The organism is Mycobacterium sp., assembly GCF_019243155.1.
Lineage (GTDB): Bacteria > Actinomycetota > Actinomycetes > Mycobacteriales > Mycobacteriaceae > Mycobacterium.
Window position 1 is genome coordinate 1 of sequence record NZ_JAFAUS010000539.1, and the last position, 24,375, is coordinate 24,375.

Below are 24,375 nucleotides of genomic sequence, written 5' to 3' on the forward strand. Positions count from 1 at the left end.
TGAACATGCCCCATGGCGCGACGAATTCGTTCTCGGGCCGCGTCCATGGCGCGGTGGCCTCGTGATCCCGGTACTCGCCGGCCTGGGCCGCGACCAGCACCACCACATCCGCCATGCCGTGTTCGATGGCGGTGGCCGCCTCGGTGATCATCCCGACCCCGAAGCCGAGCCCCTGCCAGGCCGGACCGATCCGCAGGTCGTAGATGAGCGCGGTAGACAACGGTCCCGCGCTGATCCCGTCCACGTCCTCAAGGCTCAGGCCGGCGTCGTCGAGCGCGCCCCGAATGGCCTGCAGTGCCAGGCTCCGTGACGTTTCGCCGTCCAGGCGGCGGCCTTGCCGGGTGTTGTGCACTCCGACGATTGCAGCTCTAGTTCTCATCCGCGACGACTCCCAGATAGGTTCCGACAACGTCGAATTGGCGCCCGTCACGCGTGACGGTTCCGATCATCCGAGTCCGGGGATCGGCGCGCGCAGCGCCGGCCTCCACCACATCGATCCGCACGTCGACCGGCCGCGCCGTCTGCGGGTCGGTGATCTCGACGACCATCGCCACCGCGCGTTCGCTGTCATCCCATTCGACGCTGGTAATGCGGTGGCGGGCGGTCAACTCCATCACCACCGAGTCCTGGCGCACCAAAAAGCGCACCGGCGCATACAGTTCGCCCGCGCGCGGTGGCACGCACAGGGTGACCGCCATTTCATAAGCCTGCCGGCCGGGTGCTGATGGTTCCCGACTGCCGCAACTGGGCCAGGTCTCGCTCGTCGTGCCCCAACACGTCCGCCAGCACCTCGGTGGTGTGCTGGCCGTACAACGGCGGCACCCGGCGAATCCAGCGCCGCGGCTTGCCCAGGAACGCGAAAGGCATTCCGGTGCATAGGAAAGACCCTGCGACGGGATGGTCGACGGTTTCCCAGAAGCCACGGGCGTGCAGCTGCGGGTCGGTGAGCAACTCCGCGGCCGCGGCGACCCGCGCCGCCGCCACACCGGCGGCACGTAACGTGTCGACCGCATCGACTGCGGACCGCCGGCCCGCCCAGTCGGAGATCAACTTGTCGATGTCGTCCGCGCGCTCGCGCCAGTCGGCATTGGGCAACTCGGGCTGGTTGAGCAGCCGGGCCAACGAGGCGCGGGCGGGATCGTCCAGCGCGGCCAGCGCGACCCACTCGTCGTCGCCACGGCACCGGTAGACACCCTGAGGGCTGGCGCCCCGGCCGCGGTTTCCCTGCCTGCGCAGCTGAATTCGGTTGCGCGAGTACTCCACCAGCATCTCGGCGGCGACGTTCAGCGCGGCCTCGACCATGGTCGACTCGACGTGCATGCCGGACCCGGTCCGGTCCCGGATCACCAACGCGGCGATGGCCGCGAAGGCGGCGTGCAGCCCGGCTATCGGGTCGCACACCCCGCGCGGGATCACCGGTGGACCGTCGGCGTGGCCGGTCATCCACGCCATGCCCGTCGCCTGCTCCATCGTCTGCGCGAAGCCGACGCGATCACGCCACGGTCCATCGAGGCCGAACGCCGGCATTCGCACCATGACGGCCCGCGGATTGGCCGCGTTCACCGCGTCCCACTGCAGCCCGAAGTTCGCCATCACGCGCGGCGAGAAGTTCTCGATGACCAGATCGCTCGCCGCGATGAGTTCCAGCGCGATGGCGCGCCCGGGATCGGTACCGAGGTCGACGCTGACTCCGCGCTTGTTGTTGTTGCTGCACAGGAAGACCGGGCCCCACTCCCACCACTGCTCCCAGGTGGGCGGCCGTCCTCCCGCAAATCGCATTCCGTCGGGCCGCCGAACTCCTTCGACCTTGATGACGTCCGCGCCCAGGGCACCGAGAATTTGCGTCGCGACCGGCCCGGCCCAGAAGGCGGTGAAATCGATGATCCGGATGTCGGACAACGGAAGTGCATCTGGTTGGCCACGCTGTTCCGATGCGGGGCGCGCCGGCCAGTGCACCCGTGCGTTGTCGGCACCGAGCGCCGGGGCGCGCCCGGGTGTCCTGGTCGGTATCGCGTCGCTGCGATATGGCACCCTGGGCTGTAGCACCCCGGCTTCCGATTCGACGAACACCCCGCGTTCGACAAAGTGGTCCACCTTGGGGAGCATTTCGGGAGTCGCGATGGGGGCCACCGGGATTCGGAAGCCCTCCGCGATGTCGACAATCTCCTGGGTGGTTCGGGTCTCGGTCCACCGGGTGACCATGCCGAGGAACTCGCCGCGGCGCTCGGCCCGCCCGGCGAACGAGGCCAGGTCGGCGTCGTCGACGAGATCCGCACGCTCGATCATCACCAGGAAATCCTGGAACTGTTGGGCCGTGATGGTGCAGAACCCGACCAGGCCGTCGGCCGTGGTGACAATCGACGGCAACTCCAGACTGCGTTGGTACAGAAGCGAATCCGCGCCCAAGACGCTGGCCGACATCGCGGACAACCCGCCCATCGCAATCGCCATCGCCTCGTAGGTCGAGACATCGATGACCTCGCCGCGACCGGTCAGGGCGGCATGCCTGGCCGACGCCGCACCGACCGCCGCGGCGAACGTGCCCGCCAGCCACTCGCCGAGCCGCCCACCCGCCTGTACCGGCTCGTCACCCGGCCAGCCCCGGCCGCCGGTCGATCCACACAGCGCCTGCAGGATGAATTCGTTTGCGACGATCTGGTTCTCGACGTAGGGCCCCGTCGTACCGAACGGCGTCACTGCCACCACCACCGCCGCGGGCGAGGTGTGAGCGAGGATCCGTTCGAGGGTCCACCCGTCGGTCAGGTCGGTGACCACGACGTCCGCGCCGGCCAGCAGCGCCGCGTCCGCCGCCGGATCGTTCACCGACCTCTTGCCGGCGGCGAGATAACCGAACAGCGCCCCGGCTGCGCCGCCGGCCGACCAGCCGCGCATCAGATCGCCCTGCGCGGCTTCGCGTTTCACCACGTCGGCACCCGCGTCGACGAACATCTTGGCGCAGTAGGACGTCGCGATTCCGTTCGACAGCTCGAGGACGCGCCAGTCCGCGAACGGCGCCCGGTCCTCCACGTTCAGTTGCCCAGGGTGGTGGCGCGGCTAGCGATACCAGTTGCGTCCGCTGTCACCGGCGTCGCGGTGCCCTGCGCCTGCAGGGCGAATTGCGTCATCCGCGTCCACGCGTCACGGTCGCGCTGGCTCGCCTGCCGACCGACGTGCGTGACCACGTCCACATCGGTGGCCTGGCCGCGCAGGTGGCCCGCTCGGGCGTGCTCCTTGGGAACGTGCCGGAACGGATCGAATGAGTATGCGGCCATGGCATTCTCGTGGGTGATCTTGTTGATCACCGCGTCGTCCAGGTGGCCCATCGTCGCGATGATGTCCTCGGGTGCGAACGGCCAGTTGCTGTCGGAGTGGGGGAAATCGGATTCCCAGCACAGCATGTCCTCGTTGAACCAGTCCATGTTGCGCACACCGACCTTGTCGCTGATGAAACAGGTGTAGAAGTGGCGCCTGAACACGTCGGTGGGTCCGCTGTAGCCCGGCGGGAATTTCGCCAGCGTCCACCCCGAATGGCGGTTGTAGACATGCTCGGCGCGCCACAGGAAGTACGGAATCCACCCGACGTCGCCCTCGGTGAGGGAGAACTTGAGTTGCGGAAAATCCGCCCAGAACTCGGCCCAGATCAACTCGGTGAAGGTGAACATGCTCATCATCGACGACGCGGTCATCTGCACGCTGGGCGGCGCGTCCGTCGACACCTGGGGCGATCGCGACGCCGACCCGACGTGCGTGCACAGCACGGTCTTGTTCTCGCACACGGCCTCGAACAACGGGTACCAGTATCTGGTGTGAATGCTGGGCATTTCCAACGCTTCCGGGTTCTCCGAGAACGTCACCGCGTGACAACCCTTGTCGGCCAGACGTTTGACTTCCTCCGCCGCCTCGGCCACGTCAAACAGCGGCAGGATGCCGCAGGGGATGAACCGGCCCGGGTAGGCCGCGCACCACTCGTCGACGTGCCAATCGTTGTAGGCCTTGATCATCATCAGGTTGACGTCACGGTCGGGTCCCTGATTGAGGACCTGGCCCGAGAAACCGGTGAAGTTGGGGAAGTTCAGGCCGGCGAGCTGGCCGCCGGCGTTCATGTCGCGGACCCGCTCGTCGACGTTGAAGCAGCCCGGCCGCATCTCGTCGTAGCGGGAGGCGTCGATGTTGTACATCTCGCGGGGCTTACCGGCGACGGCGTTGAGGCCCATGTTTCTTCCGCGGATGTCGCCGTAGTACCACTGCTGGATGCCGTCGGGCTCGAGGACGACCCGCGGGGCGAGGTGTTTGTACTTCTCCGGCACGTGGGCGTCGAACATGTCGGCCGGCTCAGCGATGTGATCATCCACGCTGATCAGGATCAGATCGTCCTTATCCATGCGGCACTCCTCGGGTGACGATTAGTGACTAGTAGATAATGGTGTTGGTCACAGTGTCAACGGATTGTTGCATGTTGAAGCGCTTCGATCGGGTCCAGCTTCTCAGACTAATAGTCCACATAATCGCGGCTTAGCCATCGGGATCGCGCGCCGCCGTTTGCCGCGCGTGCCACGATGAGGCATGGCCGGGGCCGGAAGGTGACAGTGAGTTGAGCACGAACAAGGCTGCGCGACCCACTACGGCCGACGTCGCCCGACTGGCCAGCGTGTCGACCGCGACGGTGAGCTACGTGCTGAACAACGCCGAAGGCCGGCGGATCTCCCCGGAAACCCGAGAGGCTGTCTACCGGGCGGCGAAACTGCTGGACTATCGGCCCAACCTCGCCGCCCGGAACCTCGCCCGCGGCAAGAGCGGCGTGGTGCTCTACGTGGTGCCGCACGTCGCGGTGGGCGAGATGCCGATGCAGGCCGGCAGCCGGATGACCACGGCGCTGACGCGTCAGGGTTTGCTTCAGGTGCAGGTGTTCGAGACCGAAGACGACCAACACGTCGTCGATGCGATCGAGAATCTCGACCCCGTCGCCGTCACGAGCCTTTTCCCGCTGAGTGGGGCCGCCCTACGCGCGGTGCAGGCCGCGGACATCCCGCACATCGAGATCGGCACCTTACCCGCGCTCGGAAACCCTCACCTGGCGATCGGCGAGATGCGGGTCGAACACCTCGTTTCGCGGGGACATCGAAGAATCGCGTTCGCCTACACCGGGATTGCCAGGTGGCGCGCCCTGGGCGACTACTGGTTCGAAGGCGTTTCCCGCGCGGCACGGTTGCGCGACCTGCCGCCCGTCCGCGCCGACGAGGTCACCCTGGACAACGCCGCCGAGGTGGTGACCAAGTGGGTAAACGACGGCGTGAGCGCGGTGTGCGCCCAGAGCGACGAGATCGCGTGCCTCGTTCTGTACGGGATCCATCAGGCGCGGCTGCACTGTCCGGATGACCTCGCCGTGATGGGCGTGGATGCGAGCCCGATGGGCACGGTGAGCACGCCGCCGCTGACGACGGTGCAATTCAATCCCTGCGCGGTCGCCGACGTCGCGATCGCCGCCGTCTTCGAGCGGTTGGGCCACCCCGCCCCGCCGAGCCCGGAATTCACCGACATCGCGCACCTCATCGTGCGCTCGTCGACCTGACTAAGGCGCGTCAGCCGGCGGGCTCGTAACGCACCATCGTGACATCGTGTTCCGGGTAGTCGAAGAACACCGGCCGCACCCGCATGCCGACGCGCAGGGCATCCGGTTCGACGTTGACCATCTCGGTGGAAAACCTTGGGCCCTCGTCCCATTCGACGATGGCGAGCAATTGCGGTACGGCGTCGGCGAAGTGCGGGCTGACCGGCCGGTGGGCCACGGTGTAGGAGTACAGCGTTCCCATGCCGGAGATCTCCCGCCACTGAAGATCGTCGGCCAGGGTCCGCGGCGCGCGCACCCGCGGATAGAAGACGTAGGCATGCAGCGACGGCGAATACTGGATGACGATGCGGTGCTGCGCCAGCGCATCCCAAAACGGCGCCGTGGTAGGGGTTTTGACGGGCATCGGCCGATCGAAGTTCATCTCCTCAGTCCCCCTGCAGGATCAGCGTCGTCTGCTCGGACAGGATGCCGCCGTTCCCGGAGACGAAGGCCCGGTTGCAGTCGGCGACCTGTGCCGCACCGGCGCGGCCCATGATCTGGCGGGTCGCGTCGCACACGTGGTGCATCCCGCCGGCCAATCCCGCCTGGCCGAAACCGAGTTGGCCGCCGGCGGTGTTGAGCGGAAAGTCACCGCGGAACGTCAGGTCGTGGTTGGCGACGAACTCCAGGCCCTTGCCCTTCTCGCAGAAGCCCGCGTCTTCCAGTGAGAGCATCACGGTGATGGTGTAGCAGTCGTAGATCGACACCATGTCCATCTGCTCGCGGGTGAGATCGGTCATCGCGAAGGCGGTGTCGGCGGCCGCGGCGATCGGCGTGTTCAGCAGGTCGTCGGCGTACGTCGGGGTCTTGAACGGGACGTGTTCGCCGAATCCCTTGATCCATACCGGACGATTGCGGGACCGGGCGGCGAGGTCGGCGTTGGCGACGACGACGGCCGCGCCGCCGACGCAGGGCATCACTATCTCGAGCATGTGCAGCGGGTCGGCGATGATCGGGCTGGCCAGGACGTCGTCCACGGTGAGTGGCTTGTCCTTCCAGATCGCGCCGTCGGTGTGGTTGGCGTTGACGCGGGTATCGACGACGATCTTCGCCATCGCACGCTCGTCGTACCCGTACACGGCCGCATAGCGCTGAGCCACCTGACCGTACGGTCCGTTCTGGCCGAGGTTGCCATACGGAATCTCGAATTCGGCTTGCGGAGAACCGTATTGGTTGCTGGACGAGCCGAAGAACATCGCGTCAACCATCGATCGTGGTTTCTTCTTCGACGATGGCGTGATGTAGCGGGCGGGCAACGCGCACAGGACCGCGTCGCAGATGCCCAGTTCGATCGCCGCGGCGGCCCGCCAGACCATGGCCGCGGCGCTGGCGCCGCCCAGGTCCACGTGCTCGGCGAATCGCGCTCCCACGCCCAGGTATTCGGCGATCGTGGAGGGCACGAAGATCTCCGACTCGGCCAGGTGTGACGCGACGATGCCGTTGACGACCTCGCCCGGGAGTCCGGCGTCGTCGAGCGCCGCGGCCGAAAGTTCGGCCCACTGTTCCAGGACGAACGGTGCCGGCGAGGCCTTGTTCAACCGCTCCGGTGGCAGTTCGACGAACCCGACGATCGCCGCCTCTCCGCGTAATCCCATGACGTTGCCTTACTTTCGGGGTAATCCGAGGATCATCTGCGCGATGATGTTGAGCTGAATCTCGCGGGTACCGCCGCCGATCAGTTCGGCCGGCAGGTGCAGGTAAGGCCGGACGATCGCGGGTTCGGAATCAGTGACCATGGCGGTCTGTCCGGTCAGCCGCAGGGTGGCCTCGAAGGTGCGGCGCAGCAGCACGTTCATCGCGACCTTGGCGATGCTCGACGCCGGACCGGACGCCTGGCCGTCGAGCAGCCGGATGGTTTCCCGCACCCCGAGCGCCCTGATCGCATTGGTGTAGGCATCGAGCTCGCCGAGCTCACGCAGGGCGTCGTCGCGTTCGGGCCCCGGTTCGGACGCGAGCTTGCGCAGCGCCACCGCCCGATCGAATTTTACGTATCCGCTGATGGCCGAACGCTCTTCGGCCATGGTGGCGATCGCCAAGTTCCAGCCGTCTGTCGGGCCACCTAGCAGCATCTCGTCGGGGATAAATACGTCGTTCAGAAAAACCTCGTTGAAGTGCGCCTCACCGGTCGCCGTCTTGATCGGCTGGATCTGGACCCCGGGCGATCGCATGTCGAGGATGAAATAGCCGATGCCGCGGTGCTTGCTGGCTGCGGGGTCGGTGCGCGCCAGCAGGGCACCGAGATCGGCGTACTGCGCAAGCGACGTCCAGATCTTGTGGCCGTTGATCTTCCAGCCGCCGTCGACCTTGGTCGCCCGGGTGGCCAGCGACGCGAGGTCGGAGCCGGCTCCCGGTTCACTGAACAGCTGGCACCACCAGATCTCGCCACGCTGCGTCGCCGGAATCAGCTGCTCTTGCAGTTCTTTTGGTGCGGCTGCCAGTACCGAGGGCAGGATCCACTCGGCGATGTTCAACGATGGCCGGACCAGCCCCGGTCGCTTGGCGAACTCCTCGTCGATGATGAGTTGTTTGAGCGGTCCCGCGTCCACGCCCCACGGTGCGGGCCAGTGCGGTGCCATCAGGCCGGCGTCGGCGATCAACGTGCGCCGCGGCCCGGTGGCCTGATCCTCGTAATCGCCATGCGGTGGGGGCTTGTCGTTGCCCAGCTGCAGCGCCGCATCGAGCTTCTCGCATACCCAAGACCGGAATTCGGATTCCGCGTCACCCAGATTGACTGCCATGTCGCGGGTTTGAGCGCAGGTGAGCTCGCCCAGCCGGCGCGCCCAGCGATTCGCCGGACCTATCGAACCCGCCAGACTGATGGCCCGCCGCCAGTACAGGTGCACGTCATGTTCCCAGGTGAAGCCGATGGCGCCGAGCATTGTCAGCGCGTCGAGCACCAGGTCCGGGATCGGCGTGACCGCGATCGTCGCGGCCCCGGCCGCGGCCAGCCGGTGCTGGTCGAGCGATTCGTCCACCGCGCGCACCGCGTCCCAGGCCGCCGCGGTGGCCAGCTCGGTGTTGACCAACAGCATCGCCGCACTGTGCTGCAAAGCCTGAAAGGTTCCGATCACCTTGCCGAATTGCTCCCGGGTGCGTAGGTGTGCGGTGACCACGTCGACGCACCACTGCGCGATGCCTGCCGTCGTGCTGGCCACCAGACTCACCGCGACGCAGACCGCGCGCTCGGATTCGATTCCGGCGAGTAGACCGTCCGCGTGGTAGTCGGTGAGCCGCAAGATCCCGACGTCGGCAACCAGGTCGGTACCGGGCACGGAATCGACTGTGACACTTGGCTGTTCGACGTCGACCGGCACCCAGATGATCTCGTCGTCGGCGGTGGCCGCGACGAGAATCACCCGTGCCGCGCGGACGCCCGCGGTCACCTTTGAAGTGCCCGTCAGCACCCAGCGCCGGCCGTCGCGGCGGGCCCGGATATCCCCGCCGTCCGGCAGTACCACCGCGGCGGGTGCACCGGCGGCGAGCTCACGGATCAGCGATTCGGCCTCCGGCGTCGAATCGGCAAGCAACGCAACGGCTCCCGCCGTCACCGTCGGCAGCAGCGGGCCGGGCAGCAGCGCTTTGCCCGCCGACTCCAGCACCGACGCCGCATCGATCAGCCGGCCGCCTTGGCCGCCCAGCTCCTCGGGCAGGTGAACCGCATGAAAGCCGTTGGCGACCAGAGCGTCCCACCATTGCGGGAGCTGCCCGGCGGCCAATGCATCGAAGGCGTCACGAGTGGCGGCGATCGGCGCGTGCCGACCGGCGAATTGGCCGACGGCTTCGCTGAGGTCTTGCTGCTCGGGTGTCAGTCCCAGGCTCATGGTCGCGGACTGATATCCTTCCCTCTCACAAGACGGACCGTCTCGTCTTGTGGCAGACTACCGGTGCAAGTCAGGATAAGTAAAGCGGGCCCTGCGGAGCGAGGACCACCAGATGCCAACCGATCTCACCCGGGCGAATTCACCGGAGAGTTCCCCGCGGCGGCGCAGCGAGAAGTCGCGGACGGCGATCGTAGGCGCCACGCGGGAACTGCTCCTCGAGCGGGGCTTCGACGGCCTGACGATCGAGGCGGTGGCGGCCCGGGCCGGCGTCGGCAAGCAGACCATCTACCGGTGGTGGCCCACGCGTCCCGCACTCGTCGCCGACGTCATGCTCGAAGATGCCGACAAACTCCTCGCGTCGGTGAACCACACCGGCGACCTGGCGGCCGATCTGGTGAGCTGGGTCGGCAAACTCGTCACGAGCCTGACGACGGCCCGCGGCTCGGCGATGCTGCGAACCCTGACGGTCGCCTGCATGGAACACGAGGACACCGCCGTCAAACTGCGCGCCGGATTCAGCGCGCCGCTGCACGACAGCGTGCGGGCCCGACTCCTCGCCGACGGCATCGGCGAGGCTGCCGCCGAATCGGCCGCCGACGCGATCGTCGGCGGCGTGGTGTACCCAATCCTGTCCGGCGCGCAGTCCTATTCGCGACGGCGGGCCGAACGAACCACGCGGCTCATCGTCGGGGCCCTCAGGCGATCGTGATCGCGGCCAGGCCCTGGCCTACCCGGTCGGGCAGCGAGCCGCCGTGGGCGAGCCAGTCGTCCAGGGCGATCCGCACGGCCGCCATGGCCAGCGCGCCGATGAGGCGCGGCCTGGGATCCTGCGGGGCCAACTGGGTCATACGCGGCGCGATGAGCTCGGCGATCGCCAACTCGTAGCGCACATAGATGTGCAGGGTCCACGCGTCCAGCGTCTCGGATGACCTTGTGAGCGTGGCTAATTCACGAACCTGGTCCTCGATCTCGGCGAACCCGCGAGCGAGGTCGGCGAAGGCGCCGGCGACCGCCTCGGCGGCGGTCAGGCGCGCGGGTTGCGCGGCCAGGGCGGCGGTGATCCGGTTCAACCAGTGGGAGTTCATACCGTCGGCAACGGCGTCTTCCTTGGAGTTGAAGTAGCGGAAGAAGGTTGCCCGGCCGATGTCGGCCGCGGCGGCGATCCGCTCCACCGTCGCCCCCGCCAAGCCGCGGCTGGCCACCAGCTCGGCGGCGGCGGCCGCGATGCGCTGACGCATCGCCGTGCGCTTCCGCTCGGCCAGTGGCGTCGCGGCGGACGCTGAAGCAGACATTGGTCCCACCCCATTACGAAAAACAGTACCTAAGTCGTAAGACATAGTCTTACCATGAGACTATGTCTCAAAGCGTGTCGAATGATCACACCGCCCCGCAAGCGCGCGCCGCCTGGCGGTTCTTCCAGCAGATGCTCGCCGACATCACCAAGATCGTGACCGAGGATGCCGAGTCGGAGCGGGAACTGCTCGAGGGACTGCGACTGATTGCGCGGGTGTCATCGCTGTGCGCGCAGATGTCCGTGGAGTCCGACCCGGAACGGCCGTCCTTCTTCGATATGTGTTCGGAGAACCGGATGGTCGGCGGGCCCAATCCCGACGGCAACTACTACATCGCCATGATCCGCGGCGACCGGCGGTACCGGATCAGCGGTTCGCGGGGCACGAGTTCCTACCTCGGATTCCAGATCCTCGCCGGCACCGGGCTCACCCCGCGACGCATGGCGGGGTACGTCAGCGACGGCGACCTGGACCTCCGCTCAGGTGAATTCGCGCTGGTGCTCTCGGCGGACGAACCGTCCGATCGAGCCGGCGGCCAGTGGGTGAAGATCCCTGAGGACGCGTCGTCGGTGGTGGTGCGCGAGTACATCGGTGATCGCGCGGGCGAAGAGCTGGCCACCCTGCGGATCGAGGCGCTGGAACCCGGGCCGTTGACTCCGCTGACCGACGACCAACTGTCCGATCAGTTCACCGCGATGGCGTGGTCGCTGATGAAGCTCGCGACGCTGCACCGCACCATCAAGCCGGAACTCCTCGAGCAACCCAACACCCTGTTGACGGCCCAGGCCGCCGACCTGGGCGCGGCCGACACCACCCCGGACAACCTCTACATGATGGGGACCTTTCGGCTCGACCCCGACCAGGCCCTGGTGCTCGACATCGCTCCCCCCGACACGCGGTATTGGAACGTCACGCTGGAAACCATCTGGCATGAGTGCCTCGAGCCGCGCGCCCGGCACAGCTCGGTGACGAATCGCGCTGTGCGTTCCGATGCGGACGGACGGGTGCGAATCGCGATCTCCGCCAAAGACTTCGGACTCGGCCATTGGCTCGACACCGGTGGGCGACACCGCGGGTTCGTGGTCCTGCGCTGGCTAAACAATCCGAGCCCGCCCGACGTCACGGTGTCGGTGCACCAAGGTGAGGAGCAGGCATGACGCTGCAGGACCGATTCTCCCCGGACCGGCTGATAGCCGCCGCGTGCGAGGAAACCGGATACGACGACTTCGGCGCGCAAGGGTGGCGGCCCGGTCTGCACCGGCTCACCGACGGGCTTATCAACGACGCGCGGTTGTCGGCCATCGGTGTCGAGATCGCTCACCTCGACATCATGCGCGCCCTGAAGAATCGGCTCGGCGTAATCGCTTGGCGCAAAGAACATCCCGACATCGCCGGCGAGTCGATCGCGGCGCCGATCTTCATCGTCGGCCAACCCCGCACCGGGACCACGATCCTCTACGACCTGCTCGCCCAGGATCCCGAGTTGCGTGCGCCGTTGACGTGGGAGGTTGACGAGCCCTGTCCAGTGCCGCAGCCGGACACCTACCACGACGATCCGCGCATCGCGCAGACACAGGCCGGCATCGAGCTTTCCGAACAGATCATGCCGGGGTTCTTGGCATTTCATCCGATGGGCGCCCTCGTCGGTCAGGAGTGCGTGCGCATCACAGCCGCCGAGTTCGTCAGCATGATCTATTCGGTGCAGTACCGCCTGCCGGGTTACTACCGATGGCTGTTGTATGAGGCGGACCACTCGGGTGCATATCGCTTCCACCGAATCTTTCTGCAGCACTTGCAGTCTGGCGTTTCCGGGCAGTGGTTGCTGAAGTCGCCGGCGCACCTGTGGCAACTGGACACGCTGCTGGCCGAGTATCCCGATGCGTTGATCGTGCAGACCCATCGCGATCCGCTCAATGTGATCTCGTCGATTGCCGCACTGACCGACCACCTGCGGCGGATGTGCAGCGATGAATCCAGCATCGCCGAGTGTGCGACCCAGTCATACGAAGAGGTCGTCGTGGGCCTGGAGCGCGAGATGGCGCTGCGCGACAGCGGCGCAGTGCCCGCCGGCCGCGTAATCGACGTGCAGTACACCGATTTCATGAACGACCCGTGGACCACCATCAAGGACATCTACCAACGGCTGGACCGGGAGCTGCGGCCCGAGGCCGAGCAACGGATGCGCGAATTCCTGGCCGCTCATCCGTCGGACGGCGGACGCAGCCGCTACACCTGGTCGGACACGGGCCTGGACGCCGGTGAGGTGCGTGAGCGGGTGCGCGGCTACCAGGACCGCTACGCGGTGCCGACCGAACAACTACGCTGAAACAGCCTGCACAGCAACGCTTGGGGAGCCGCCGGTGGATGAAGACTGTCTGAAACTCACAACGTATATGGCCGAGCGCCGACGGACGAGTGAGGGCTTCGTCTCGGACGCGCTGCTCGGTCTGTACGCGCGGCACCGGGTCGCATCTGGCGTGGTGCTGCGCGGTATCGCCGGTTTCGGCACGGGTCGCAACCTGAGAACCGATGCGTCCCTGTCGTTGTCCGAAGACCCGCCCGTGGCGATCGTCGCGGTCGACACCAGAGAGAAGATCGAGGCGCTGATCGACCCGGTGCTGGCCGTCAGACAGCGGGGCCTGGTCACGTTGGAGCGCGCCCGGCTGCTGCGGGACAACATCGTGCCCTCGGAACTTCCCGACGAATTGCGCGAAGCCGTCAAGTTGACGATTTACGTTGGCCGCAAGGAACGCGTCAACGGCGCGCCCGCCTACGTCGCGATCTGCGATCTGCTGCACCGGCGCCGGATTGCCGGCGCCACTGTGCTTTTGGGTGTGGACGGCGTCGCTCACGGGGTACGCCAACGGGCGCACTTCTTCGGCCGCAATGCCAACGTCCCGATGATGATCATCGCCGTCGGGTCCGGCGAGCGGATCGGCCGGGTCCTTCCGGAGCTCGGCGCCCTGCTGCACCAGCCCATGTTCACGATCGAGCGGGTGCGCGTGTGCAAGCGCGACGGCGAACTACTGGAAAGGCCGCACGCCCTGCCCGGCGTGGACGAACACGGCCTGCCGCTGTGGCAGAAGCTGATGATCTACACCTCGGAATCCGCGCGCCACGACGGTGTCCCGATTCACCGCGCCATTGTTGCGCAGCTTCGCCGGCTCAAGACGCCGGACGGCGCGACGGTGCTGCGCGGTCTGTGGGGCTTCCACGGAGATCATCAGCCCCACGGGGACAGGCTCTTTTCGCTGACCCGTCGCGTCCCCGTGGTCACGATCGTCATTGACACCCCGGCCAATATCGCCGAATCCTTCGACGTGGTAAGCGAATTGACGCGCGACGGGGGTTTAGTCACATCCGAGATGGTGCCCGCGTTGGTGTCCGATGAAGGCGATGCGGGTCAGGGCCCACCGCGGATGGCCCGGCACCGCTACTAGTCAGCCGGCGATTGAGGCGTCGTAAATCGACTGAATCGCCTTATCGAGGGTGGCGTTGAACTGTTCGTCGGACTGGTCGACCGTGAGTCCCTCGGTCAGCGCACGGCTGAAGCTCGCGATCAGGCCGGTGTTCTTCGCCAGCAGCTCGTCGGCCTCCTCGCGGGAGTAGCCACCCGAAAGCGCAACCACCCGCATGACTTTCGGGTGTTCGATCAACGGACGGTAGAAGTTGGCCTCGGTGGGCAGGCTCAGCTTGAGCATCGCCCGCTGTCCGTCCGGCACGTTTTCCAGCTGCTTGGTGATCTCGTCGCGCAGGATCTCTTCGGCCTTCGCCTTGTCGGAGATCGAGATGGTGACCTCGGGCTCGATGATGGGCACCAGCCCGTGCGAAAGCACCTGATGCGCCACCTCGAACTGCTGGGCGACCACCGCGGCGATGCCGTCGGCGTTGGCGCCGCCGATGACCGACCGTTCCTTCGTGCCGAAGACGCCCTTGCTCACGGCCCGCTCCAGCAACTCGTCGAGGCCGGGCATCGGCTTCATCAGTTGAACGTCGTCGGACGCGTCGGCCAGCCCCTTGTCGATTTTGAGGAAGGGCACCACGCCCTTGGTCTCCCACAGGTAGGTGGTCGACGGCTTGCCCGCGATGTCGCGGTCCATGGTCTGTTCGAACAGAATCGCGGCCAGCACCCGGTCGCCGCTGAACACCGGGGACGTGATGATCCGCGAGCGCATCTCGTGGATGAGGTCGAACATTTCCTTATCCGAGGAATACGCGTCGTCCTTGATGCCGTAAAGGCGCAGCGCCTTCGGAGTCGAGCCACCGCTTTGGTCAAGCGCCGCGATGAAGCCCTTGCCCGAGGTCATCCGTTCCGCTTGCTTCTCGTTCGGCATGGAACTCTCCACTCCCTCGTGGTCTCTGGTGCGGTTTCGACACGCCTGTCGTTGGCCGCGCACTCAAGCGTGAATCGTGCCGATCATATTCGGCCGATGACAGCCCGAGCAGTCAGGTCGTCAGACCCCAGCTTGGTCCCGCTGCGGCGAGGCCGGCTTCGTCCGCCAGAGAGCCATGCGATCGAGCAACCGGTCGCGCAGCACGAGCGTGTGGAAGAGTACCGCCGACACGTGGGCGGTAAACGTCAGGAACAGCAGGAACGCGAAGGCGCCGTGGCATTCGCGGAGCACCGCGAAGACGTCGATGTTGTGCGGCGCGATGCCGGGAAGCTGAAGCGGACCGAGCAGGGTGATCGGGAATCGCGCCGCCGACAACATTGCCCACCCGGTCAGTGGCTGCACCAGCAACAGGGCGTAGAGCAGATACTCCGACCACGTCGCAACCCGGCGTTCCATCCGGCTCATCGTGGCCAGGAAGGCCGGCGGCCGGTGGGTCAGCCGATTCGCCAACCGGACCACGGCGAAAACCAGGATCAGCACACCCAGGGGCCGGTGGATGGACAGCAGCAGCGGGTAGTAGCTCAGCGCGGCGACCATCGTCACGCCGATGAGCAGTTGCGCGATGACCATGGGCGCCATCAGCCAGTGGAGCAGTCGAGACGGCAGCGTGAAGCGCGGCGCGGCGATTTTCTGAGTCATTGGCGTACCTGTCTGACGTCGACTTCGCTGGCCGTCTTCGGCTCTTCGGCGCGGCGGGTGAACGAGCGGGCGTAGACGGCCGACCGCGCGGCGAGCAAGGGGTCATCGGACGCGGTGATGCCGTCCGGCAGCACCAGAGGGTCGAAGTTGATGTCGCGCGCGTTGCCGGGCGCCTCCGTCTGCACCGCGGTGATGGTGAGGGTTCCGGCGTCGATGGTCCGGCGCGACGGCGGCCAGGGTTTGGTGGCGTCGTTGGTCGAATCGCCCGGTTCACCGATCGTGAGAATCAGACGCCAAGTCGCCGGGCGTTGTGCCAGCGCGCGGATGACGTCGTCGAACAGGTAGTCCTTCCCGTGCGGCGGGGCGGGAACGACCGGCGTTGTCTGCGCGATGACGGACCAGCGCACCGGGACCGCCGCACCGGCGTGGTTGGTGAACCAAAAGGCATTCAGGCCGTGAAACGCGCTGTCGAGGAATCCCGCGCTTGGCGGTGTCTGCTTGACGATCTTCATCGCCGCGACGGTCTCGGGATGGTCGTGGAGGAACGCGGCCATCTTCGCGGCGTCGGGCTTGCCCGTGCCGGGCACGGGTTTGGAGGCGAGCATCCGGTCGTAGAACCCCTGCGGGGTGCTATCAACGAAGACCGGGATGTTGATCATCGCGGTGCGCCACTGCTCACCGTCTGGGCCGTCGAACAGCAGGCCCAGGCCCCGGACCGTGTCCTGCTTGTCCGGTTGGTCGGGCAGCCCGCCGGACAGGGAGAACCGGCCGATCACCGGGACGTTTCCCTGGCGGAAGACCGCGGCCCGGCAGATCGCAGCCCCTGCCCCGTTGCTGGCGAAGGTGCCGACCGCGCTGAGGCCCTTGGCGTGGTTGCGCCGAAAGCCGTCATGGCGGCCGTAGACGCTTTCGAAGCGGTCGGCGAATCGTCCGGGCGTCAGCGCCCCGGGCCGCAGCCAACCGCCGGCGTAGGCGAACCCGCCCACATCGACGGCGGCGACACCCGCGACGGCACCCATCCCCAGCAAGGCATTCCGTCGGGTCAGCATGCTCAGGAGCGACCGCGGGGATTGGGCCTGGGCCGGTTTGTCGCCTTGTTGTTCGCCGCTGTCACTGGGTTCCACGGCCGCCGTCCTTCCTCATTTTTGCAGGCCACGCCGGGCAAGTTGAGAACGAAATCGGTGCAGGCAATTCACACACGGGTCGATGCCATGCGCAACTTTTGCGGCGACGGTCGCACACACCCGGACTACGTGGCGGGGCCGACGTTCGTTCAGCATTTTGATGATGATTTGCCGCGTGTCTTACCATCAAGAAAAGACTTGCAGCTGTATCTGCACTTAGTAGCGCAGATCGACGGGGTGTTTCTCCTCCGTAGGCAAGCGTGATAGGCGGGGTTGAATGAACAGCCCCCGGGCTTGGCAGTAGCTGTTTGAGAGCTAGCGGTGTCCCACGTGGGACCGAATGTGAGTGATGAACCATGGGCGAACAACTCGGCGATTCGATCGACCCGACCCCTTTTGCAGTGGGGAAACATCAAGTAGACCAGGCGGTCGTGCTCACCGTCTCCGGTGAAGTGGACATGCTCAGCTCACCACAGCTGGCCGACGCGATCGAGACCGCGCGCGCCACGCGTCCTGCGGCACTGATCGTCGACCTGTCGAAGGTCAACTTCCTGGCATCGGCCGGGATGACCGTGCTGGTGACCGCGCAGGCCGAGGTCGAGCCGCCCACCCGGTTCGCGGTCGTCGCCAATGGGTCGGCCACCAGCAGACCGATCAAACTCATGGGGATAGACACCGTGCTGTCGCTCTACAGCACCCTCGACGGCGCCCTGAGCAGCATCTCTGGCGAGTGAACGTTCACGAAGTGGGAGGGCAGCCCCGTGCGCCGGGATGCTCTGACCAGCCGCACACCGTATCGAGCAGCGATGACCGCCCGCGCTTCGTGCGGAATCGGGTCGCCGCCGACGCGTGCAGCGCCGCCCGCACCCGGGCCGAGTTCGGGGTGTGGCTCGAAAGTCATTTCACACTCGGCGCCGACCGGTTCAGCGACCTCATGTTGGCGGTGAACGAAGCGATCGCCAACGCCGCCGAATTTGCCTACTGCGGCTCGGCGCAGCGTGGAACGGTCGACGTCAGCGCAGCCTACGACGGAGATTCGGACACGCTTGCGGTCACCGTCAACGATCAGGGTCATTGGCGCCCGAAACTTCCGGTTCAGCAGCAGCTGCGGGGGCGCGGCATCCCCCTGATGGAGGCGCTCGCCGACGAGGTGACCATCGATCGCACGCCGCACGGCACCCACGTCACCCTGACCTGGACCGACCTGACGGGACCGGGCCTCAGCGCGTGACGAACACCCGTTTCACGGAGCCTGCGCCAAAATCTGCTGGACGCGTTCCTCGCGCGGCAGCACCGGGCCGTCGTCGAGGGGTTCGTCGATGCCCAGATCGGAAAGCCCGGCTTTGGTCAGCATCGCCGTGCCGAATGCGGCCAGAACCAGTTTCTGGTCGTCGCTGTGCCCGTCCTCGACGAGCATCGCGCCGATCAGGCAGATGACGGCCATCTTGTAGGCATTGAATGCCCGGTACCACGCGCGGTTCTGGACCGTGATCCCGCTGGTCGCCTCGTAGTGCGCGAGCAGGGCTTCGATCGGCAGGGCCGCGGGGTGGCTGTTGATGCCGACGGGCTGCATCCACAACATTTCGAGCCAGCCGATGTCGGTCAGGGGATCGCCGACGGTGGTCATCTCCCAGTCGAACACCGCGCTCACCTCGCCGCCGGCAAAGGCGAAATTGCCCGGTTTGGCGTCGCCGTGCACCAGGGTGATCGACGGGCACGGCTGCGGCCTGCTCCGTTGCAGCGCCCGGTGCAGCCGCTCGAGGGCGGGCAGGGAACCGCGCTTGACCCGGTTCATCTCCGCGGTCCAATGCTCGAGTTCCCGGTCCAGGTGATCGCTCCCGTCATCGAGGGTGTCGAGGCCGGTCTGGGCGAGGTCCACGGAATGGATTGCCGCGATCTGCTCGGCCAGGCTTTGACACATCCGCGCCACGGTGTCGTCGTCGACATCGGCCGGCGCCTGCATTTCGTAGACATCGCCGGCGGCGCGCTCCATCACGAAGAACGGTTGTCCGAGCACCTCTCCGGTTTGCTCGAGCCACAGCGCGTCGGGCACGCGGACCGGGGTGTCGCGCAAGGCACGCAAAATCCTGAACTGACGGGAAAGGTCGTAGGGCTCGAGCAGCGCGGGCGGCTCGGGGCGTAGCCGCACGACGACCGGTTGGCGCGTCTCCTCATTGCCGTATCGGGTGACGACGTCGAGCATCATCATCTCGGCCGAATGCCCGAAGCTCACCCGGTCCAGGCCCTCGGTGCGGACGTCGTCGACGTCGGGTAGCTGGGTGCGCAGCCAGTCCGTCAACCGCGTCTCGAACTCGGCGTCGCGCGTCATTGCCGGGCTCCCTCGACATCGCTGTCCGCGGACAGCCGCTCGACCGGGGTCTTGTCCTGCGTGAACGCCGACATGTCCATGGCGGTCCAGTTGGGGTAGCGCTGGTAGCCCTGCCCGCCGAGCAGCAATTCGAAGATGCCCCAACCGGTGTGGCCCTCGCACACGAACCGCATCAACTGGTCGAGCGCCATGGACTTGCCTTCGGTTTCGGCGAGCTGCTCGGGATTGCCGCTGTCCCAAAGGAAATGGATGAAGTAGGCGCCGTCGCCCAGGTCTTCGTACTGGCAGTGCGCCATCGGTAACCCGTAGTAGGCGTTGACGTCTTGGTGCGGGGAGTCGGCGGTGACCCGATGGGTCTTCCCGTCCTCGTCGGTGAACACCAGCACCGCGCGCGCAGGACGCTTGCGGTCGCCGTCGAACTCGACGTCGTGCTCGATCTTGACGAACCGCTTCGACAACGACCCGTCCGCGTAAGTGATGCCGCCATCAACGTAATTGACTGTGCCATCGGATGATTCGATGACCCATGCCTCGATGGCGTGGTCGGCGAATCCGGCGTCGAGCCACAGCCAGAAGTCGATCTTGTCGGACACCCGCACCCCGAAGGTGCGGTCACGACCGCCATGGAACCCGTCGACGGAGATTCGCTCACCGTCGATCCGAACCCAGCCGCTCCAGCGTCCGGGCTCTTTCATGTGGTACATGTCGGCCAACATCCGGCCGCTCTTGTCACTCACCTTCATGGGCAGCAACTCCCACATCGGGGCGGTGGGTTCGTAATAGAGTTCCCACTCGATTCCGGAGTTGTTGGGTGCGACGTCCAGGCGCCACTTTTTCATCGGCTCCACGCAGGTCCAGCGCATGGGTCCAGCGCTCAGGTCGCCACGATCGTCACCGGCCACCGGACGGCCGGACAACAGATCCCAGTGCCGGCCGTCGGCGAGGCTGACCTTGACGTAGCCGAGCCCGCTGCCGGTGTTGGGGTTATTGCCATAACCGCTGGCCAACAGCATGGTGCCGTCCGGCGACGCCGCGAAGAAGTAGCACCGGTCCGACCATGTCGGGTCGGGATCGTGCACCTGGTCGAAGGTTGCCGGGAGCTGGTGGGTGAAAGACTCATCGGCAGCGGAGTAACCCATGGTTGACCTTTCCGGGTAATGCATTGACCTGCAACGTGTTTCGATGAAAAAGGGCGCTTTTCCTGCCGTCGCGCGTCAGATATCGAGTAGCACAACGCATCCCGTAACATCGGCGACATGGAACCCAGCCGGCGGTGGGGCGACGACCGCGCGATCCTCGACGACGAGGAAGCGCGCAGACGCATCCTGGACGCGGCCGGCCGCTGCATCGTGCGCCGCGGCAACACCCAGTTCCGGGTTGGCGAGGTGGCCGACGAAGCCGGGGTGTCGCGGTCCACGGTGTACCGGTACTTTCCCGGCCGCGACGACGTTCTGCTGGGCCTGATCCTGATGCGCGTCGACAACGCGCTCGGTGAGCTTGTCCGCTCGCTGCGCACCCCCGACGATCCGGCGCGATCGGTGCCGGAGATGGTGTTGGCTCGCGTCGAATCGGTGGACGGCGACCCGTTGAACGAAGCGCTGTTCGCCGAGAGCACTTCCGTGGCCTCTGTTCTGGAGAAGGGTTCGGAGCCCATCGTGGAGTTGCAGCTGCGGCACTACGGGCCGCTGCTGGATCGGTGGAAAACGGCGGGCCGTCTGCACGCTGACCTCGATCCCCGTTCGGTCGTCCAGTGGTTGCAGTCGACGACGCTGTTCTTGTTGGCACCCTCGTGGCGGTACCGCGCGGTCGCCGACAAACGCCAGTTCGTCGAGCAGTTTGTGGTGCGGGCCCTGGTACCACAGATCAGACAATAACGGTATATTGTCTGATGTCTAGATGTTCGGATATTTCCTAATGGGCGAAGCATGGCGGGCCGGATATGACAAACGTTGTGGGACAAGCTGTTTCCGCTATCGGCTTGGCCGGTCACCTGGGCCGCGGCGTCGGCCGGGTGGCGGCGGACGCGGTGGTGGGCCGCCGGTTGGGGTTGCCCCGCACGGTCGAAGACGTCGACGCGTCGGTGCTGTCCAAGGTCATGGGCACCACTGTCCGATCGGTCCGCGTCCTGGGCAGCGACGCGGGAACGTCGTCGCGGGCCCGGCTGGTGCTGACCGGGAACGAAGTGCCCGACTCGGTGTTCGTCAAGATCGGAGCGAAGACCGCCGCCACCCGATTGATGGGTGAGCTCGGCCGGCTCGGCGCCACCGAGGTGCGCTTCTACACCCAGCTCGCGCCGCAGGTCATCGGCGTCCCGTATGCCTACGGCGCGGCATTCGACGGTTGGACCGGCCGGTACCTGCTGGTGCTGGAGGACCTGCCCGCCGAGGAGTGCGAATTCCCCGACACCTTGCACCCCCTGTCCCCCGACCAGGCCAGCCTCATCGTCGAATTGCTCGCCGAACTGCATGCCACTTTCTGGGACCGGCTGCCGCGCAACGGACGCGGCCCGCTGAGCTGGCTCTACACCCCGTCAGGCGATGTCACCTCCTTACTGACCGGCTCGCTGATGAACGCCTCGATCAAGCGCCTCGCCGAGCGCACCACCATCCCCGTGGAGAACGGCCGGTTCATCGCCGACAACTACCGCGCCGTCGCCGCGCTGATCGACACTCCCCCACACACGGTCATGCACGGCGACGCGCACCCCGGAAACATGTACTTCTACGGCGGCAAAGCCGGACTGCTGGACTGGCAGGCGGTGCGGCGCGGTCACCCCGCTCGCGAACTCGCCTACACGCTGATCACCAGCCTGACGCCGGAAGACCGTCGCGCCACCCAACGCGATCTTCTCGACGACTACCGGCGCGCCCTGGCCGCGGCGGACGGCCCCGAACTGGACCGCGACGACCTGTGGCTGCGCTTCCGGCAAGGCGCGTTGTACGGATACGTCGCGCCGCTGATCACCGCCGGAATGGGCGGGATGCAGGCCGAAGGGATCGCGATGGAAGGTCTGCGGCGCGGCGTTGAAGCGCTGGACGACCTGGAAACCGTCGCGGCGCTGAAGAGTTCGCTCTGACTTACGCGTAGGTCCGCGCGGCCAACTCATTGACTCGCCCGGTCCTGGCGCATACCGTCAACACATACGCTACGCGGAGTAGCGTAATAATCCTTAACGTCTCGCGTCAGCAGGCCACTGCGCCGAGGAGGAACGTCATGTTCGACCTGAAAATCACCGGCGGCACGGTCGTCGACGGCACCGGCGCGGAGCGCTACCGCGCGGACATCGGCATCAAGGACGGCAGGATCGTCGACATCGTCCGCCGCGATGCGGGCAGCTCGGAGATGAATGGTGACGCGGCCGAAACCATTGATGCGACAGGGCATGTCGTCGCACCCGGCTTCGTCGACATCCACACCCACTACGACGGCCAGGTGAGCTGGGACGGGTTGCTCGAGCCGTCGAGCGGACACGGCGTCACCACGGTGGTGACCGGCAACTGCGGCGTCGGCTTCGCCCCGGTCCGCCCGGGCACCGAGAAATGGCTGATCGAACTGATGGAGGGTGTGGAGGACATTCCGGGCACCGCGCTGACCGAAGGCATCACCTGGGGTTGGGAGACCTACCCCGAATACCTCGACGCCATCGGCAAGCAGAAGTTCTCGATCGATGTGGGCAGCCAGGTCGCCCACGGCGCGATCCGCGCCTACGCGATGGGTGAGCGGGGCGCGCGCAACGAGCCGGCCACGCCCGAGGACATCGAGGCGATGGGCCGTTTGGTCACCGAGGCGATCGAAGCCGGCGCACTGGGATTCTCCACTTCTCGAACCATGGGACACCGCGCGATGGACGGCGAACCCGTGCCCGGCACCTTCGCTGCCGAGGACGAGCTGTTCGGTCTCGGCCGCGCGATGGCCGCGGGCGGTCAGGCGGTCTTCGAGCTGGCGCCGCAGGGATCGGCGGGCGAGGACATCGTCGCTCCCAAGAAGGAGCTGGAGTGGATGCGGCGGTTGAGCGGCGAGATCGACCGGCCGGTGTCGTTCGCGATGATCCAGGTGGACGCCGACCCGAACCTGTGGCGCGAAATGCTGGACCTCTCGGCGGACGCGCATGCGGCGGGCAGCCGGTTGTACCCGCAGGTCGCGGCCCGGCCGTTCGGCATGATGATCGGGTTCCAGGGGCACCACGGATTCAGCCATCGGCCCACCTACCGCCGGTTGGCCGCCGAGTGCAGCCGCGAAGAGCTCGCGCAGCGCCTGGCCGATCCCGCTGTGAAGGCCGCGATCCTGTCCGACGAGGACCTGCCCGCCGACCCGACCCTGCTGTTCGACGGGATGTTCGCCTTGGTGCAGCACTCGCTGAAGCGGCTGTACGCACTCGGTGATCCGCCCGACTACGAGCCCACCGCCGACCGCACCGTCGCCGCCATCGCCAAGGCACGCGGTGAGGACCCGCTGTCCACCCTCTACGACCTCATGCTCGAGCGGAACGCGAGCGCCATGCTGATGCTCCCGCTGTTCAACTACGCCGACGGCAACCACGACGCGATCCGCGAGATGATGCTGCACCCCGCGGGCGTGCTGGGGCTGTCCGACGGCGGCGCGCACTGCGGAATGATCTGTGACGCTTCATATCCCACGTTCCTGCTGACACACTGGGCGCGCGACCGGCAGCGGGGCGAGAAGCTGTCGCTGGAATACGTGATCCGCAAGCAGTCCGGCGACACCGCCCACCTGTTCGGCCTGACCGACCGCGGCACCATCGAACGCGGCAAGAAGGCCGACATCAACGTGATCGACATGGACGCGTTGACGCTGCACCCGGCGGCGATGGCTTGGGACCTACCGGCCGGCGGCAACCGGATCCTGCAAGGGGCGAGCGGCTACGCGGCGACCGTCGTCAGCGGGACGGTGACCCGCCGCCACGATGTCGACACCGGAGCCCGCCCCGGCCGGCTGCTCCGCGGAGCGCGCTAAGCGCGCCATGAATGTGGCCGCGGGCAATCCGGCCCGCACTCGCTCGCACGTCCAGGAGGACGCGATCGGCGCCCCGCCGGAAAGCCCGACCCTAATTCCGGCCGAGCGCTACTACTCCCCCGCCTTCGCCGCGCTCGAGGTCGAGCGGATGTGGCCGAAGGTGTGGCAGCTGGCCTGCATGGTGGACCACGTCA

Annotated in this window: 22 protein-coding genes and 2 pseudogenes; 11 read left to right on the forward strand and 13 right to left on the reverse strand. The window is 66.7% G+C overall.

The genetic code is table 11. The features are described 5' to 3' along the window. The 4 genes and pseudogenes from JOZ00_RS27480 to JOZ00_RS27495 form a co-directional block, all read right to left on the reverse strand. Window positions 1–379 (reverse strand): annotated as a pseudogene (locus JOZ00_RS27480) (thiolase family protein); the annotation flags it as partial. Then, a complete protein-coding gene (locus JOZ00_RS27485) occupies window positions 369–698 on the reverse strand; it encodes a hypothetical protein (protein WP_293351020.1) in 330 nt (109 codons plus the stop codon). The gene JOZ00_RS27485 and the pseudogene JOZ00_RS27480, both read right to left, overlap by 11 nt. A 1-nt stretch (window position 699) precedes the next feature. After that, window positions 700–3,027 carry a CoA transferase gene (locus tag JOZ00_RS27490; RefSeq protein WP_293351023.1) on the reverse strand — a complete coding sequence of 776 codons (2,328 nt, stop codon included), beginning with the start codon at window positions 3,025–3,027 and terminating at the stop codon, window positions 700–702. A gap of 2 nt (window positions 3,028–3,029) precedes the next feature. Further along, window positions 3,030–4,382 (reverse strand): amidohydrolase family protein, encoded by a 1,353-nt coding sequence (locus JOZ00_RS27495; protein ID WP_293351025.1) that lies wholly within the window; start codon window positions 4,380–4,382, stop codon window positions 3,030–3,032. Window positions 4,383–4,591: 209 nt separating this feature from the next. Between JOZ00_RS27495 and JOZ00_RS27500 the strand changes: the two genes are divergently transcribed. Then, entirely contained in the window at window positions 4,592–5,569 is a 978-nt protein-coding gene (locus tag JOZ00_RS27500; protein WP_293351027.1) for a LacI family DNA-binding transcriptional regulator, read from the forward strand. Window positions 5,570–5,579: 10 nt separating this feature from the next. Here the strand turns inward: JOZ00_RS27500 and JOZ00_RS27505 are convergent, their stop codons facing one another. From JOZ00_RS27505 to JOZ00_RS27515, 3 genes are read right to left on the reverse strand one after another with little or no spacing between them, the layout of a single operon-like run. Further along, window positions 5,580–5,990 carry an OB-fold domain-containing protein gene (locus tag JOZ00_RS27505; RefSeq protein ID WP_293351029.1) on the reverse strand — a complete coding sequence of 137 codons (411 nt, stop codon included), beginning with the start codon at window positions 5,988–5,990 and terminating at the stop codon, window positions 5,580–5,582. A 4-nt stretch (window positions 5,991–5,994) separates the two neighbouring features. Then, window positions 5,995–7,203, reverse strand: a complete 1,209-nt coding sequence (locus JOZ00_RS27510) for a thiolase family protein (protein ID WP_293351031.1) — start codon at window positions 7,201–7,203, stop codon at window positions 5,995–5,997. A 9-nt stretch (window positions 7,204–7,212) separates the two neighbouring features. After that, complete coding sequence (locus tag JOZ00_RS27515) at window positions 7,213–9,429, reverse strand: acyl-CoA dehydrogenase (protein WP_293351033.1); 2,217 nt, start codon at window positions 9,427–9,429, stop codon at window positions 7,213–7,215. 112 nt (window positions 9,430–9,541) lie between these two features. Here JOZ00_RS27515 and JOZ00_RS27520 point away from each other — a divergent pair, with 112 nt between their 5' ends. Continuing rightward, window positions 9,542–10,138, forward strand: coding sequence for a TetR/AcrR family transcriptional regulator (locus JOZ00_RS27520; RefSeq protein ID WP_293351035.1), 597 nt, complete (start codon window positions 9,542–9,544; stop codon window positions 10,136–10,138). Here the strand turns inward: JOZ00_RS27520 and JOZ00_RS27525 are convergent. After that, complete coding sequence (locus tag JOZ00_RS27525) at window positions 10,125–10,721, reverse strand: TetR family transcriptional regulator (protein WP_293351037.1); 597 nt, start codon at window positions 10,719–10,721, stop codon at window positions 10,125–10,127. The genes JOZ00_RS27520 and JOZ00_RS27525 overlap by 14 nt on opposite strands. Before the next feature lie 62 nt (window positions 10,722–10,783). On the opposite strand from JOZ00_RS27525, the gene JOZ00_RS27530 reads away from it, so the two are divergent. Genes JOZ00_RS27530 through JOZ00_RS27540 form a run of 3 tightly spaced genes read left to right on the forward strand, consistent with a single transcriptional unit; the run spans window position 10,784 to window position 14,161 of the window. After that, window positions 10,784–11,878 (forward strand): DUF1214 domain-containing protein, encoded by a 1,095-nt coding sequence (locus tag JOZ00_RS27530; RefSeq protein ID WP_293351039.1) that lies wholly within the window; start codon window positions 10,784–10,786, stop codon window positions 11,876–11,878. Then, on the forward strand, window positions 11,875–13,047 hold the full coding sequence (locus JOZ00_RS27535) for a sulfotransferase (protein WP_293351041.1): 1,173 nt from the start codon (window positions 11,875–11,877) through the stop codon (window positions 13,045–13,047). Before JOZ00_RS27530 ends, JOZ00_RS27535 begins: the two co-directional genes overlap by 4 nt. A 34-nt stretch (window positions 13,048–13,081) precedes the next feature. Beyond that, window positions 13,082–14,161: a DUF190 domain-containing protein gene (locus tag JOZ00_RS27540; RefSeq protein WP_293351043.1), complete on the forward strand. Its 1,080-nt coding sequence runs from the start codon at window positions 13,082–13,084 to the stop codon at window positions 14,159–14,161. Here JOZ00_RS27540 and JOZ00_RS27545 read toward each other — a convergent pair whose 3' ends face one another. The 3 genes from JOZ00_RS27545 to JOZ00_RS27555 all read right to left on the reverse strand — a co-directional run bounded on the left by JOZ00_RS27545 (window position 14,162) and on the right by JOZ00_RS27555 (window position 16,803). After that, window positions 14,162–15,055: a fructose bisphosphate aldolase gene (locus JOZ00_RS27545; RefSeq protein WP_293351045.1), complete on the reverse strand. Its 894-nt coding sequence runs from the start codon at window positions 15,053–15,055 to the stop codon at window positions 14,162–14,164. It abuts the gene before it with no gap. A gap of 120 nt (window positions 15,056–15,175) precedes the next feature. Then, window positions 15,176–15,754, reverse strand: coding sequence for a cytochrome b (locus JOZ00_RS27550; RefSeq protein WP_293351047.1), 579 nt, complete (start codon window positions 15,752–15,754; stop codon window positions 15,176–15,178). After that, window positions 15,751–16,803: a catalase family peroxidase gene (locus tag JOZ00_RS27555; protein WP_293351061.1), complete on the reverse strand. Its 1,053-nt coding sequence runs from the start codon at window positions 16,801–16,803 to the stop codon at window positions 15,751–15,753. The genes JOZ00_RS27550 and JOZ00_RS27555 overlap by 4 nt, the downstream gene beginning before the upstream one ends. Before the next feature lie 431 nt (window positions 16,804–17,234). Here JOZ00_RS27555 and JOZ00_RS27560 point away from each other — a divergent pair, with 431 nt between their 5' ends. Together JOZ00_RS27560 and JOZ00_RS27565 are read left to right on the forward strand one after the other, a co-directional pair. Then, entirely contained in the window at window positions 17,235–17,612 is a 378-nt protein-coding gene (locus JOZ00_RS27560; protein ID WP_293351049.1) for an STAS domain-containing protein, read from the forward strand. Window positions 17,613–17,701: 89 nt separating this feature from the next. Continuing rightward, the gene (locus tag JOZ00_RS27565; protein WP_293351051.1) at window positions 17,702–18,109 is read left to right on the forward strand and encodes an ATP-binding protein; all 408 of its coding nucleotides are present in this window, start codon (window positions 17,702–17,704) and stop codon (window positions 18,107–18,109) included. Window positions 18,110–18,121: 12 nt separating this feature from the next. Here JOZ00_RS27565 and JOZ00_RS27570 read toward each other — a convergent pair whose 3' ends face one another. Together JOZ00_RS27570 and JOZ00_RS27575 are read right to left on the reverse strand one after the other, a co-directional pair. Further along, window positions 18,122–19,207: a phosphotransferase family protein gene (locus JOZ00_RS27570; protein WP_293351053.1), complete on the reverse strand. Its 1,086-nt coding sequence runs from the start codon at window positions 19,205–19,207 to the stop codon at window positions 18,122–18,124. After that, window positions 19,204–20,346: a hypothetical protein gene (locus JOZ00_RS27575; RefSeq protein ID WP_293351055.1), complete on the reverse strand. Its 1,143-nt coding sequence runs from the start codon at window positions 20,344–20,346 to the stop codon at window positions 19,204–19,206. The genes JOZ00_RS27570 and JOZ00_RS27575 overlap by 4 nt, the downstream gene beginning before the upstream one ends. A gap of 117 nt (window positions 20,347–20,463) precedes the next feature. Between JOZ00_RS27575 and JOZ00_RS27580 the strand changes: the two genes are divergently transcribed. From JOZ00_RS27580 to JOZ00_RS27595, 4 genes and pseudogenes are all read left to right on the forward strand, one after another. Then, on the forward strand, window positions 20,464–21,081 hold the full coding sequence (locus tag JOZ00_RS27580; RefSeq protein ID WP_293351057.1) for a TetR/AcrR family transcriptional regulator: 618 nt from the start codon (window positions 20,464–20,466) through the stop codon (window positions 21,079–21,081). Window positions 21,082–21,146: 65 nt separating this feature from the next. Next, the gene (locus JOZ00_RS27585; RefSeq protein ID WP_293351059.1) at window positions 21,147–22,283 is read left to right on the forward strand and encodes a phosphotransferase; all 1,137 of its coding nucleotides are present in this window, start codon (window positions 21,147–21,149) and stop codon (window positions 22,281–22,283) included. A 137-nt stretch (window positions 22,284–22,420) separates the two neighbouring features. Next, the gene (locus JOZ00_RS27590) at window positions 22,421–24,181 is read left to right on the forward strand and encodes an amidohydrolase family protein (RefSeq protein WP_366022430.1); all 1,761 of its coding nucleotides are present in this window, start codon (window positions 22,421–22,423) and stop codon (window positions 24,179–24,181) included. A 7-nt stretch (window positions 24,182–24,188) separates the two neighbouring features. After that, window positions 24,189–24,375: pseudogene (locus JOZ00_RS27595) on the forward strand (aromatic ring-hydroxylating dioxygenase subunit alpha); the annotation flags it as partial.